Consider the following 13,212-nt stretch of genomic DNA (forward strand, 5'->3'; position numbering starts at 1 on the left):
CGAGTATCTTCTGGGGCTGGTTGCAGAAACGCCGGATCTGACGATCAGCGGGCTGGTGGACCGGCTCGACGCCGAGCACGGCATCCGCGCCAGCCCGACGACGCTGTGGACCTTCCTCGATCGCTGCGGGCTGAGTTACAAAAAAGTCCGCCCCTGCGAGCGAGCCGGAACGTCCCGACATCCTGAAGCGGCGCGAGGACTGGTTCGAGGGGCAGCCCGACCTCGATCCGCAAAGCCTCGTCTTCATCGACGAGACCTGGACCTCCACCACCCTGGCGCGCCGGTGCGGACGTGCCCCGAAAGGCGAGCGCCTGCGCACGGGCGTTCCACACGGACATTGGAAGACGACGACCTTCATCGGCGCGCTGCGATGCACGGGGATGGTCGAGCCGATGGTTCTCCACGGGCCGCTCAACGGCGTCTGGTTCCTGGCCGATGTGGAGCAGGTTCTCATCCCCGACCTCAAGCCGGGCGACGTCGTGATCATGGACCATCTCGGCTCTCACAAGGGGCCGCAGGTGCGCGCCGCCATCGAAGCGGCAGGTGCTAGGTGTTGAGTCCCGGCATTTGGTGGATGGGATTGAGCGTGGATCGTTCTGGCTCTGAGGTCCATCGTTTGCAGATGAATTCGTAGGGCGTGAGGCCTTTCAGGGTCTTGAGGCGACGGGAGATGCAGTGGCGCTGAAGGCAACGGTGAAGCGACGAGCGGGTCAGGTGGGGGATCGTCGCCTGCAAGGCGTAAAGGCAGTCGTCGAGCGGCAACAGGGTATGCCTGCGGAAGGCGACGATGATCGCCTCTTCCTCCGGTGCCAGAACGCTCGACCTCGGCGCCTTTGGTCAAGCCCGCGCGGCGCGTGAGCGGACCCACTTGGCACCGGTCGAAGACCGGGGCCGATGGTATTAGGTCCGGTTGGCAGGTCGGCGACCGAGGTCCGCTTCTTCCATTTCGCGACTGTTTTCTGGTTGATCCCATAGCGCTTGGCCAGAGCCCTCAGGCTCTCTTGACTATGCTGTATCGCTCGACGGACCGCCTCTGTCGTCGTGGCGCATCCATGCAGAACCTGGCCCATAGCGCATCCTTCCAGTCCTGCGAAAAGACTGCACCATCAAAGCCAGGGATCAAACACCCAGGGGCCCGGGGCTCCGGCGGGCGTGAAGAAGGTATGGCAAGCCAATCGTCCGGGGCATTTGTGATGCGCCGCGCGCGTCGCCGGTGCCGGCGTGGTGCTGCGGTGTCGCGCCTCGGGCCCGGCCGGTTGGCAACCGTGGGCTGGGCAAGGGCCGTGCGTCGTGGCTGCGCCAACCGCCTCACCACCCGCGTTCCTGGGACAATGTCTGCCCTGCTGCCAGCGGCTTCGTGTGGCGTGGCCGCCTCACGGGCCTGGCTTTGGCGTCTCGGATGTCGCAGGCAGGATGGCCGCCGCTGCCGGCATGCGCGACCGGCGCTTTCCATGGAGCGTGGAATCATCTCCTGGAGCCGCCGTATTGTCTTCTTGGACAAGGCGGGTGCGGGAGAGAGCCCTGCGCTTGGGAGGGCTGGCGCGGTTTGCATCTGCCACCGGCTGCGGCTGGCGCCACGGGCGCCGGCCGCCATGGCCGTGGCGATGGCCCTCTGGTTTCACGTGAAACACGGTTAATGCCGGGGGGCGGAGCGCTCAGCCGCGCGGAGCGGGCAGGCCCAGCCGGTCACCGGCAATCGGGGTGTCGCTCGCCCTCCGTTCGCGTCGGGCCTGACGCGCCTCGCGGCGGAAGCGGCCCTGGCGCAGCCAGGTGACGCTGCCGCCGAGCACGACGCCGACGATGAGCGCCCCGAAGATCACCGCATAGAGCGGGACCGTCGCCGACAGCACCGGGGCGTTCGGCGAGAAGGGGTCGAGGGAAACCAGCACGTCGCGACGGTTGGCCACCGCCAGGGCGATGGCGAGGACCGACAACGGCAGGCCGATGAGGATGGACAGGACGCGCGCCACGGGTGATCATTCTCCGTCGTTGAGACGCTCGCGCATCTCCTTGCCGGTCTTGAAATAGGGAACGGTCTTTTCGCTCACGTCCACCTGCTTGCCGGTGCGCGGGTTGCGGCCCACGCGGGCCTCGCGCTTCTTCACCGAGAAGGCGCCGAACCCGCGCAACTCCACCCGGTCGCCGCGCTCCAGCGCGGAAACGATCTGCTCCAGGATGGCGTTCACAATGTTCTCCACATCCCGCTGGTAGAGATGGGGGTTGGCTTCAGCGATCTTCTGGACGAGTTCGGACTTGATCATGATGGCTTCAGTTCCCCTCACGACCGATCCGCCGGGAGCGGTGGACACGTGCTGACTGGACGAAAAAGCGCAACCACTGCTTATGGTTCCGCATCCCGATCACCTCTCCGCGGGAGGGTGCCAGAGGGCCAGTAGGCCGTCAAGCTGTGCGCGTTCCAGGGCATCGCGGCCGGTGGCGGAGAGAACAGCCGCAAGTTGTGGCAGGCCGGCGGCGTCGAGGGTCGCCTGGCCCAGGCCGAGCAGCCAGCCGAACTCGCTGCCCACCTGGCTCCCGCGCCAGGTGCGCACCTTGAGGTCTTCGGACACGCCCTTTTCGCGGGCCAGCCAGGCGCGGGCGGTGCGTTCGTCGCCGATCTCGTCCACCAGCTGCAGTTCGAATCCCTGGTGCCCGGTGAACACCCGGCCGTCGGAGACGGTGGCAAGACCGGTCCCGGAGAGCTTGCGCCGCTCGCCCACCAGACCCCTGAACCAGCTGTAGCTGTCGGCCACCAGCGATTCCACGGCGGCGCGGGCTTCGGGCGTGACCGGCGTATAGGGATTGGGTGCGGCCTTGAGCGGCGAGGACTTGATGTCCACCATGGAGACGCCCACGGTCTTCAGCAGCTCGGTGACGTCGGGGAATTGGTAGATGACGCCGACGGAGCCCACCAGCGCGTTGCGGCGCGCCACGATGTGGTCGGCGCCGATGGCGGCGATATAGGCGCCGGAGGCGGCCACGCCCTCCACCACCGCGATCACCGGCTTTTTCCGCGCCAGCTGGCGCAGCGCGTCATAAAGCTGCTCCGACCCGGTGACGGTGCCGCCGGGGCTGTCGATGGACAGGATCACCGCCTCCGCCGGCGAGCGGCCGATCTCCTCCAGCATCTCCACCCGCTGCCGGTCGTTGCGGATCACGCCGCCGATGACGACGCGCGCCACATGGGGTGAATTCGGGGGCAGTCCGTCTGCGACAACGGCGGCGAGGGCCACCGCCAGCGCCGCCACCACAGCCAGCACGCACGCCGTGCGCCAGAAGGTGACCTTGCGGCGCAGCCCACGGCGATCGACGATCTGGTCGGCGTCGAGCGACATTCGTGCCTCCTGCCTTCGCCGCCGGCGCAGCGAACGAAATCCTCGCGCGCCCGGGAAAAGGCGCCTCCGCATCCGGACTTAAGCGGGCGCCGGTCCCTTGGCAAGGCGAGGACTCACCATTCCGCGCTCAGGGGCATCCCGCCGCGCCATTCGGCGATGCGGCGCAGGGTGCCGCCGGTGACCTCCCTGGGCAGGCGGGAAAGGGGAAAATAGCCCACCTCCCGGATCTCGAGGCCGGGTGCCGGGGGCGGGCCGCCCGCGACGCGGGTGTGAAAGCACACCACGTGGTCGCGTCCGCCCACGCGGGGGTTGAAGAAGATGCCGTGCAATTCCAGCGCGCCGACGGGCTCCGTATCGGCTTCTTCCTTCAGCTCGCGGCGGGCGGCGGCGCTGGCGCTTTCCCCCAGGTCCACGCCGCCGCCCGGCAGGTGCCAGCCGGGGGTGTAGGTGTGGCGCACCAGCAGCAGGCGGTCATCCCCGTCGACGGCGAGCACCCGGACACCGAGGGTGAGACCGTGGCGGATCCGGCGCAGCAGGGGAAAGAACGGCAGCATGATGCCTTATAGCGCATTTCCTCAGGCGACCGCATCGGTCTCCTCGGGGAGCGGATTCGTCGCCAGCGCCGCCCGGTTCCGGCCGGCGCTCTTGGCGGCATAGAGGGCGTTGTCGCAGCTGCGCATCAGCGGCACGATGTCGTCGCCGCTTCGCGGCACGGCCAGGGCGCAGCCGATGCTGATGGAGCAGCGCAGGCCCGGGGCCTCGGGAATGTCCAGTTCATTGACCGCCAGCCGCACCCGCTCGGCCGAGTCGAGCGTATGGGCCTTGTCGCGGGCATCGGGCAGCAACAGGGCGAATTCCTCACCGCCGACGCGGCCGAAGATGTCGGTCGCGCGGGTGCGTTCGGCGATGGCCCTCACCAGGGCCTGGAGCACGCGGTCGCCCACGGGGTGGCCGTAGGTGTCGTTCACCCGCTTGAAGTGATCCACGTCCACCAGCAGCAGGGCCAGCGGCCGGTGGGCCTGGGCCGCCACCGCGAGCACCCCCCGCGCGGCATCGAAGAAGGCGCGGTGGTTGAGGATGCCGGTCAGCGGATCGGTCTCCGCCGCGTGGCGCAGGCGCTGGTCGTCGTCTTCCTTCAGCAGCAGCAGGAAGCCGACGCCGCCGGCCACCGCGTAGCAGTACATGACGATGAGCCCGAACAGCTGGAACATGTTCCGGTCCAGCACGGACCGGCCTTCTATGAAGCCGGCATAGGCGCGCATGAGGAAGGAGAGGGCCACCAGGACGTAGAAGGCCGCCAGCGTCCGTTGCAGTGACGAGCGGCGGCGGGAACGCGCCAGCAGCAGGGCGGCGGGCGCGAACAGCGCCGCCACGGTGAGCCCCGAGACCCCAACGAGATTGCCGGGGGCGGCTGCGGACAGGTCGAGGACGAGGATGGCGAGGCTGCCGGCGGCGGCGGTGATGAAGAAGACGGGCGCCGGTACGCCGCGCCGCGCGCGCAGGCCGACGATGGTGGTCAGCTCCAGCGCGAAGCCGAAATAGACCAGCGCATTGGCGAGGCTGATCGACAGCCAGGCCGAGATTTCACCGCGCGAGCCGATCAGCAGGCAACCCACGGCGTGCAGGCTGCGCGCCGCCACGAAGCGCAGGATCAAGCCGCGCTTCGGCCCCCGCTCCCCATAGGCAAGCAGCATCAGGCAGACCACCAGGTCCGTGATGAAGATGAGCCGGAACAGCGTTCTCAGGTCGAGGGGGGCGAAGTAGTCGAATATGAACACTTTTGCCGCACCTGTTTACCGGTCACGGGGGGACTCCACCAATGCGGAGTAAACTCACACCCAAACGCCAAGATCTGCGCGGGTCAAGGTATTCGCACCCAGTGTAACGGTAAAGGCGGCGCCGGGCCCTTTCTGGGCGCGGGTTTCAATGGGCTCGCGGCCGACGTTCGGGCCCGCGGAGGCCGGGGTCTCTTCTGCCGGCCTCATCCCCTGCCGCGCGGCGGAGCCGGCGCGGCAGGGGATACCAGTTCAGGCGGCGGGCTTCAGGGCGGCGAGCTCCCCCGGCAGGGCATAGGCCCATTGGCTGATGGAGCCGGCGCCGAGGCACACCACGTAATCGCCCGGCCGGGCAAGCCCGGCGACGACGGCGGCGAGTCCCTCCGGCCCTTCCAGCGCGGTGACACTGCGATGGCCGTGGGCGACGAGGCCCTCCACCAGGTGGTCGCGGTCGATGCCGGCGATGGGGGCCTCGCCGGCGGCATAGACCGGCGCCACGATGACGTGGTCGGCATCGTTGAAGCAGGTGCAGAATTCGTCGAACAGGGATTGCAGGCGGGTGTAGCGGTGCGGCTGCACCACCGCGATCACCTGCCCGTCGCTGGCGCCGCGCGCGGCCCGCAGCACCGCGGCGATCTCCACCGGGTGATGGCCGTAGTCGTCGAAGATGGTGGCGCCGTTCCAGGCCCCGGTCCGGGTGAAGCGGCGCTTCACGCCGCCGAAGCCGCCGATGGCTTCGATGATCTTGGTGTCGGGCACGCCCAGTTCATGGGCCACGGCGATGGCGGCGGTGGCATTCAGGGCATTGTGCTTGCCCGGCATGGGCAGCTTGAGGCCGTTGATTTCGTGGGTGGGCGTGCCGGCGCGGTCGCGGAACACCACGCCGAACTTGGTGACGCCGCCCTTCAGGTCCACGTCCACCAGGCGGACGTCGGCCTGGGGGTTCTCGCCATAGGTGATGACGCGCCGGTCCTCGATGCGCCCCACCAGGGCCTGGACCACGGGATGGTCGATGCACATCACGGCGAAGCCGTAGAACGGCAGGTTCTCCACGAAGGTCTCGAAGGCGTCCTGCACCTTGTCGAAGGTCTTGAAGTGGTCGAGGTGCTCGGGGTCCACATTGGTGACGATGGCCACCTCCGTCGGCAGCTTCAGGAAGGTGCCGTCGCTCTCGTCGGCCTCCACCACCATCCAGGTGCCGTCGCCCAGGCGGGCGTTGGTGCCGTAGGCATTGATGATGCCGCCGTTGATGACGGTGGGGTCGAAGCCGCCGGCATCCAGCAGGGTCGCCACCAGCGAGGTGGTGGTGGTCTTGCCGTGGGTGCCGGCGATGGCGACGCAGCTCTTGAGGCGCATCAGCTCGGCCAGCATCTCGGCCCGGCGCACCACCGGCAGGCGCTGGGCGCGGGCGGCGGCCAGCTCGGGATTGTCGCGCCGGATGGCAGAGGACACCACCACCACGGCGGCGCCCTCGACGTTCGCCGCGTCGTGGCCCACCGTGACCGCGATGCCCAGCCCGCGCAGGCGCTTCACATTGGCGCTCTCGGCCGCGTCCGAGCCCTGCACCGTGTAGCCGAGGTTGCTGAGGACCTCGGCGATGCCGCTCATGCCGATGCCGCCGATGCCGACGAAATGAATGGGGCCGAGGCGCTCCGGCAGCTTCATGGGCGTGGTCCTTGGAGGGTTGCGGCCGAGCCCCCGCCGGCCAGGTGTTGCACGAGGTCGCCGAGGCGTTCCGCGGCGTCGAGCACGCCGGCGCTTCTGGCGCGTTCCGCCATCGCCGTCAACGCGCTGGGGGCGTGGGCGAGGCGCGTGAGCTCGGCGGCGAGGCGCGCGGCGTCGAATTCCACCTGCCGCAGGGTCTGCGCGCCGCCGATGTCGGTCAGGGCGCGGGCATTGGCGGCCTGGTCCTGGTCAAGCGCATGGGGCAGCGGCACCAGGATGGACGGGCGGCCGATGGCGGCGAGCTCGGCCACCGTGCCGGCGCCGGAGCGGGAAATGATGAGGTGGGCCTTCGCCATGCGGGCCGGCAGGTCGTCGAAGAAGGGGGCGAGCTCGGCTTTCAGTCCGATCGCGTCATAGGCGCCGGCGACCTGATCGAGGTCCTCCTCGCGCGCCTGCTGGGTCAGCACCAGGCGGGCGCGGATCTCGGCCGGCAGCCGGGCGATGGCGTCCGGCACCACCTGCGACATCACCCGCGCCCCCTGGCTGCCGCCGAACACCAGCAGCTTCAGGGGGCCGCCGGGCTGTGGCGGGTCATAGGGCACGGCGGCGGCGGCCAGCGCCGCCGGGCGCAGGGGATTGCCGGTCCACACCGCCTTGGCCGCCAGCGCCGGGTCGGCGCTCAGGACGGCGGGAAAGCCGGTGGCGATGGCGGAGACGCGGGCTGCCAGCAGCCGGTTGGCCCGGCCCATGACGCCGTTGGCCTCGTGAATGAGCGTGGGCACGCCGGTGAGGGCGGCGGCCAGCAGCGGCGGCACCGTGGGGTAGCCGCCGAAACCCACCACCACCGCCGGCTTCAGGCGGCGCATGAGGGCGAGCCCCTGCATCAGGCCCGAGGCGAGGGCGAGGCCGGTGCGGGCCAGGGCGATGGGCGAGCGGCCGCGCACCGTGTCGGCCGGCAGCACATGCAGCTCCCGGGCGGGAAAATGCCCGGCATAGCGGGCGGCGCGCGCGTCGGTGGCGAGGTCCACAACGAGGCCGCGCGCGGTGAGCACGGCGGCCAGCGCCTCGGCCGGGAAGAGATGGCCGCCGGTGCCCCCGGCGGCGAGAAGAACGAGTTGTGTCACGGCCCCCTCACGTTGCGCGCTCCGCCGCGTCCCTCCGGCATTCCGGCCGCGATGCCGGTCCCGGAACCGCTTCGGCGGCGCTGCCGGGTCTCCACGGCGCTGCGGAGTCCTGCGGATTTCTGGCAACTCCGTTCGCGCGCTTTCGGTGTGTCGTCTTGAACGCTTCCTCTTGGACGCCAATAAGGCGACGAGTCCTGCCGCGCCGCCGCCGTTCAGGCCGGTCGCGCGGCGCCGTCGGGCGCGCCGGGAGGCGGGCTGAAGGCTTTCGGCACCGCCATGCGCGGCCCGCTCACGGTCTTCGGCTCGCTCAGGGCGGCCAGCGCCGCTGCGCCGGGGCGCCGTCGCGACAGGGCGATCAGCATGCCCATGCCGAACGCCAGCGAGATCAGCGACGAGCCGCCATAGGAGATGAACGGCAGGGTCATGCCCTTGGCCGGGGCGATGTGCACGTTCACCGCCATGTTGATGGCCGCCTGCAGGCCGAACAGCAGCGCCAGGCCGGTGATGGCGAAGCGGGCGAAGGGGTCGGTCTCATGCATGGCGCGGGTGAGAGCGCGCAGGATGATGAAGGCGAACAGGGCGAGGATGATGAGGCACAAGATAATGCCGAACTCCTCCGCCGCCACCGCGAACACGAAGTCGGTGTGCCCGTCTGGCAGCAGGCGTTTCATGGTGCCCTCGCCCGGGCCCTGGCCGAACCAGCCGCCGTTGCGGAAGGAGTTGAGGGCCGCGTCGATCTGGTAGGTGTCGCCGGATTCCGGGTTCAGGAAGCGGTTGATGCGCTTCTGCACGTGCGACACGGTCATGTAGGCGATGCTGCCGCCCACGGCGCCCACCCCCACGAGGCCGATCATCCAGATCCAGCGCAGGCCGGCGAGGAAGAACAGGGCCGCCCACACCAGCGAGATCAGCAGGCTCTGGCCGAAGTCCGGCTGCTTCACCAGCGGCCCGAGCACGCTGGCGAGCAGGCCGATGGCCATGAGCTGCGCCGGCATCTCCGGCCGCCGGGTGCTTTCCGAGAACAGCCATGCGGCGATGATGACGAACGCCGGCTTGATGAATTCCGAGGGCTGCACGGTGATGCCGGCGACGGTCAGCCAGCGCCGCGCCCCCTTCACCTCCGGCCCCAGCACCAGGGTGGCGAGGAGCAGCAGGAAGAAGATGGCGAACACCGCCATGCAGACGTGCCGGATGGCGCGCGGCGTCATGAAGGAGGTGAGGATCATCACCACCGCGGCGGGAATGAGGAACAGCACCTGCCGGTTCACGAAATGGAACGGGTCCGGGATATTGAGCCGCGCCGCCACGGCGGGGCTGGCGGCCAGGCACAGGACGATGCCGATGACCATCAGGCCGAACAGGCCGGCAAGCAGGCCCCGGTCCACCGTCCACCACCATTCGCTCAAGACGGTGCGGTCGGCGCGCGACATCATGGAACGGCAACTCCTCGGCGGGCCCCGGACGGCACCCCGGCGGCGACCCCGGAACGGGATGGCCACCCGGCGGCGGGGCGGAACAGTGTGCGCACCATGCGTCGGCGACGGTTGACGGGCGATTAAGGCCGGCGACGGGTCGCGCCGCGCGCCGGCACCGCATATGGTGCGGGCGTGGCCAAGATGAGCAAAGCCAAGACCCCAAAAGGCGTCACCCGCGAAGGTGTCATCCGCGAGGGCGGGACCCGCACGGCCGGGACGAGCGACGCCGCGCCCCGCACAGCCAGCGGCGGCGCGGCCACGCCCCAGCCGGCGGCGCCGGCCAAGGGGGGCGCAAAGGGGGGCGCAAAGGGGGCAGCGAAGGGGCGCGCCAGGGGGGCGGTTAAGGGTCTTGCCGAGGGGTTGGCGAAGGCGCCGGCCAAGGGGGGTGGGGTGGTGTCGGCGCCGGTGGAAGCCGCCGCGTCCGCGTGTCAAGCCATGCCTCAAGCCGGGCTGCGCGCTGGGTTCCCGACCGCGCCCCACGGCGCGCCCCATGCCGCGCCCCATGCCGCGCAACCGGCCGGACGGCCAGGCACGCCTCAAGGTGCGCCTCAAGCTGGGGCCCTGGCCGGCTCCCCCTTCGCGCCCCATGCCGGCTCTCAGGCCGGTTCCCAAGCCGGTTCCCAAGTCTCGCCCGAAGGCGGTCTCCAAGTCTCGCCCGAAGGCGGTCCCCAAGCTGGTCGCCAAACCGGGGCCCTGGCCGCGCCTCAAGGCGGGCCTCCGGCCGCGTTTCGAGCCGGATCCCAAGTCACGCGCTACGCCGGGCCGCCGCCTGCGCCCCAAGGCGAGTCCCAAGGCAGGCCCCAAGTCGAGGCCCAAGTCGAGGCCCAAGTCGAGGCCCAAGTCGAGGCCGAAATCGAATCCCCGGCCGCGCCCCGGGGCGGCTTGACCGATGCGCCGGCGTTGCAGCCGTGCGCAGGGCGGAAGGCCGTTCGGCGGGCGACGCGGCCGGTGGCCACCACGCGGGTGCCCGGGCAGGCGACGTCTCCACCCGTGGCGGTGTCTGCGCCGATGGCGGGGCCGGATGATGCCGAGGGCCTGCCCGAGACTTTCCGCCGCTGGTTCGCGGCGCGGGGCTGGGCGCCGCGCGTCCATCAGCTCGACCTGCTGCGGGCGGCGCGGGCGGGCCGCTCGGTGCTGCTCATCGCCCCCACCGGCGCCGGCAAGACCCTGGCCGGTTTCCTGCCGACGCTGGTGGAACTCGCTGGCGATCGGCCGCAGCCGGGGCAGGCCGCAGGCGGCGGCCCGCTGGCGCAGGCGGGCGCCACGGGCGCGCCGGCCCGAAGCTCCGGACCCGCCCAAGAATGTGCCCAACAAGCGGCCCAACAAGCGGCCCAAGAAGAGGCCCAAGAACGCGGCCGAGAGCCGGCTCTAGATGTTGCGCAGGAACCTGCTCAAGGTCGCGCCGCCCGGGCACCGGCCGGGGATGGCACGGGGGAGACAGACCCGGGGGCCCCGGGGGCCTTCACCCGATGGCAGGCCGAGCGGGGCTCGCCGCTCCATACCCTCTACATCTCTCCGCTGAAGGCGCTGGCGGTGGACATCGCCCGCAATCTGGAGGTGCCGGTGGCGGAGATGGGCCTGCCCATTCGGGTGGAGACCCGCACCGGCGACACGCCGGCCTCCCGTCGCCAGCGGCAGCGCCATGACCCGCCGCACATCCTGCTCACCACCCCGGAGCAGGTTGCCCTGCTGCTGGCCTCCAGGGATGCGCCCACCCTGTTCAGCGGCCTGAGGCGGGTGGTGCTGGACGAGCTGCACGCCCTCGTCACCTCCAAGCGCGGCGACCTGCTGGCGCTGGCCCTGGCGCGGCTGCGCGCGCTGGCGCCGGGCCTGCAGTGCGTGGGCCTGTCCGCCACCGTGGCCGAGCCGGACGACCTGCGCCGCTATCTGGTGCCCCAGCAGGCCGGCGCCGCGTTGGCCGATCTGGTGGTGGCGCAGGGCGGCGCGGCGCCCGATGTGGCGATCCTGGAGACGGCCGCGCCCATGCCCTGGGCCAGCCACATGGCCGACCATGCGGTGCCGGACATCTATGCGGCGCTGAAGGCCAGCGGCATGACGCTGGTGTTCGTCAACACCCGGCGCCAGGCGGAAGTGCTGTTCCAGGCGCTGTGGCGCATCAATGACGACAACCTGCCCATCGCCCTGCACCACGGCTCGCTGGCGGTGGAACAGCGCCGCCGGGTGGAGGCCGCCATGGCGGCGGGCCGGCTGAAGGCGGTGGTGGCCACCTCCTCCCTCGACCTGGGCATCGACTGGGGCGATGTGGACCTGGTCATTAATGTGGGCGCGCCGAAGGGCGCCTCGCGGCTGATGCAGCGCATCGGCCGCGCCAACCACCGGCTGGACGAGCCCTCCCGGGCGGTGCTGGTGCCGGCCAACCGGTTCGAGGTGCTGGAATGCCGGGCGGCGCTGGAGGCGGTGCGCGCCGGGGCCCAGGACACGCCGCCCGAGCGGGTGGGCGCCCTCGACGTGCTGGCCCAGCACCTGCTCGGCATGGCGTGCGCCGCCCCGTTCGACGCCGACGCCCTGTTTGCGGAGGTGCGCGGCGCTGCCCCCTATCGCCACCTCGCGCGGGCGGATTTCGACGCCGCGCTCGATTTCGTCGCCACCGGCGGCTATGCGCTCCGGGCCTATGAGCGCTTCGCCAAGATCCGTCGCACCCGGGAGGGTCTGTGGCGGGTGGCCAATCCCATGATTGCCCAGAGCTATCGGCTGAACGTGGGCACCATTGTCGAAAGCCCCATGATCAAGGTGCGTCTGGTGTCTGCCCGCGGAGGTGCGCGCGATGGCGGGGCGCCGCGGGCGCGATGGGGCGGGCGGGTCCTGGGCGAGGTGGAGGAGTATTTCGTCGAGACCCTGAGCCCCGGCGATACCTTCGTGCTCGCGGGCGAGGTGCTGCGCTACGAGGCGATGGTGGAGGACGAGGCCCTGGTTTCGCGCACCAGCGCCAGGGATCCCAAGGTGCCTGCCTACGCCGGCGGCAAGTTTCCGCTCTCCACCTTCCTGGCCGCCGGGGTGCGGGCGCTGCTGGCGGAGCCGGCGCGCTGGGCGAGCCTGCCGCCCCAGGTGCGCGACTGGCTGGAGCTGCAGCGCCAGCGCTCTCGCCTGCCGGGGCCCGACGACCTGCTGGTGGAGACCTTCGCCCGCGCCGGCCGGCACTATCTCGTCACCTATCCGTTCGAGGGCCGGCTGGCCCACCAGACGCTGGGCATGCTGCTGACCCGCCGCCTGGAGCGGGCCGGCCTGAAGCCGCTCGGCTTCACCGCCAACGACTATGCGCTGGCCGTCTTCAGCGTGGGCGACATGGGTCTCGCCGTCGGTGAGGGCCGGCTGTCGCTGTCCGACCTGTTCGACGCGGACATGCTGGGCGACGACCTGGAGGCGTGGCTGGACGAGAGCAGCCTGATGAAGCGGACCTTCCGCTATTGCGCGGTGATCGCAGGCCTCATCGAGCGCCGCTTTCCGGGCAAGGAGAAGAGCGCGCGGCAGGTCACCATGTCCACCGATCTGGTCTATGACGTGCTGCGGCGCCACCAGGGCGACCACCTGCTGTTGCGCGCCGCCCGCGCCGACGCCGCCACCGGGCTGCTCGACGTGGCGCGCCTTGGGCATATGCTGGCGCGCATCAAGGGGCGCATCGTGCACCAGGGGCTGGAGCGGGTGTCGCCCCTTTCGGTGCCGGTGCTGCTGGAGATCGGCCGCGAGGGCGTCGGCGGCGAGGCCGACGACGCCCTGCTGGCGGAAGCCGAGGCCGAGCTGGCGCACGCCGCCCCCGACTGAGGCACGCGCCACCGCCGGCTCCCGCTGAGTCCCCGCGTCCCCGGACCGCACCTCGGCCCGG

At 70.9% G+C, this 13,212-nt stretch carries 10 protein-coding genes and 1 pseudogene; 2 read left to right on the top strand and 9 right to left on the bottom strand.

The genetic code is table 11. From position 1 onward, the window contains the following. Positions 1-272: 272 nt before the first annotated feature. Positions 273-557 (top strand): transposase, encoded by a 285-nt coding sequence (locus V5F53_RS17570; RefSeq protein WP_509213016.1) that lies wholly within the window; start codon positions 273-275, stop codon positions 555-557. Positions 558-663: 106 nt separating this feature from the next. On the opposite strand, the pseudogene V5F53_RS17575 reads toward V5F53_RS17570, so the two are convergent. The 9 genes and pseudogenes from V5F53_RS17575 to ftsW form a co-directional block, all read right to left on the bottom strand. Further along, positions 664-1,070 (bottom strand): annotated as a pseudogene (locus V5F53_RS17575) (transposase family protein); the annotation flags it as partial. A gap of 585 nt (positions 1,071-1,655) precedes the next feature. Beyond that, positions 1,656-1,970 (bottom strand): lipopolysaccharide assembly protein LapA domain-containing protein, encoded by a 315-nt coding sequence (locus V5F53_RS17580; protein WP_393996105.1) that lies wholly within the window; start codon positions 1,968-1,970, stop codon positions 1,656-1,658. Between the two features lie 6 nt (positions 1,971-1,976). Next, positions 1,977-2,261: an integration host factor subunit beta gene (gene ihfB / locus V5F53_RS17585; protein WP_393996104.1), complete on the bottom strand. Its 285-nt coding sequence runs from the start codon at positions 2,259-2,261 to the stop codon at positions 1,977-1,979. A 99-nt stretch (positions 2,262-2,360) separates the two neighbouring features. After that, complete coding sequence (sppA, locus tag V5F53_RS17590; RefSeq protein WP_393996103.1) at positions 2,361-3,332, bottom strand: signal peptide peptidase SppA; 972 nt, start codon at positions 3,330-3,332, stop codon at positions 2,361-2,363. A gap of 113 nt (positions 3,333-3,445) precedes the next feature. Further along, positions 3,446-3,886: an NUDIX domain-containing protein gene (locus tag V5F53_RS17595; protein ID WP_393996102.1), complete on the bottom strand. Its 441-nt coding sequence runs from the start codon at positions 3,884-3,886 to the stop codon at positions 3,446-3,448. 21 nt (positions 3,887-3,907) lie between these two features. After that, positions 3,908-5,110 (bottom strand): GGDEF domain-containing protein, encoded by a 1,203-nt coding sequence (locus V5F53_RS17600; protein WP_393996101.1) that lies wholly within the window; start codon positions 5,108-5,110, stop codon positions 3,908-3,910. 249 nt (positions 5,111-5,359) lie between these two features. Beyond that, positions 5,360-6,772, bottom strand: a complete 1,413-nt coding sequence (gene murC / locus V5F53_RS17605; RefSeq protein ID WP_393996100.1) for a UDP-N-acetylmuramate--L-alanine ligase — start codon at positions 6,770-6,772, stop codon at positions 5,360-5,362. Beyond that, on the bottom strand, positions 6,769-7,896 hold the full coding sequence (gene murG / locus V5F53_RS17610; RefSeq protein WP_393996099.1) for an undecaprenyldiphospho-muramoylpentapeptide beta-N-acetylglucosaminyltransferase: 1,128 nt from the start codon (positions 7,894-7,896) through the stop codon (positions 6,769-6,771). The genes murC and murG overlap by 4 nt, the downstream gene beginning before the upstream one ends. A 212-nt stretch (positions 7,897-8,108) precedes the next feature. Continuing rightward, positions 8,109-9,329, bottom strand: a complete 1,221-nt coding sequence (gene ftsW, locus V5F53_RS17615) for a putative lipid II flippase FtsW (protein WP_393996098.1) — start codon at positions 9,327-9,329, stop codon at positions 8,109-8,111. A gap of 1,050 nt (positions 9,330-10,379) precedes the next feature. On the opposite strand from ftsW, the gene V5F53_RS17620 reads away from it, so the two are divergent. Further along, the gene (locus tag V5F53_RS17620) at positions 10,380-13,151 is read left to right on the top strand and encodes a ligase-associated DNA damage response DEXH box helicase (RefSeq protein ID WP_393996097.1); all 2,772 of its coding nucleotides are present in this window, start codon (positions 10,380-10,382) and stop codon (positions 13,149-13,151) included. Positions 13,152-13,212 lie beyond the last annotated feature (61 nt).

Origin of the sequence: Xanthobacter cornucopiae (genome assembly GCF_043195065.2) — a bacterium.
Lineage (GTDB): Bacteria > Pseudomonadota > Alphaproteobacteria > Rhizobiales > Xanthobacteraceae > Xanthobacter.

Bases quoted from the DNA above. Each gene is read 5' to 3' on its own strand.
- murC (WP_393996100.1), bottom strand. From the start codon at position 6,772: ATGAAGCTGCCGGAGCGCCTCGGCCCCATTCATTTCGTCGGCATCGGC.
- ftsW (WP_393996098.1), bottom strand. From the start codon at position 9,329: ATGATGTCGCGCGCCGACCGCACCGTCTTGAGCGAATGGTGGTGGACG.
- V5F53_RS17620 (WP_393996097.1), top strand. From the start codon at position 10,380: ATGGCGGGGCCGGATGATGCCGAGGGCCTGCCCGAGACTTTCCGCCGC.
- ihfB (WP_393996104.1), bottom strand. From the start codon at position 2,261: ATGATCAAGTCCGAACTCGTCCAGAAGATCGCTGAAGCCAACCCCCAT.
- V5F53_RS17595 (WP_393996102.1), bottom strand. From the start codon at position 3,886: ATGCTGCCGTTCTTTCCCCTGCTGCGCCGGATCCGCCACGGTCTCACC.
- sppA (WP_393996103.1), bottom strand. From the start codon at position 3,332: ATGTCGCTCGACGCCGACCAGATCGTCGATCGCCGTGGGCTGCGCCGC.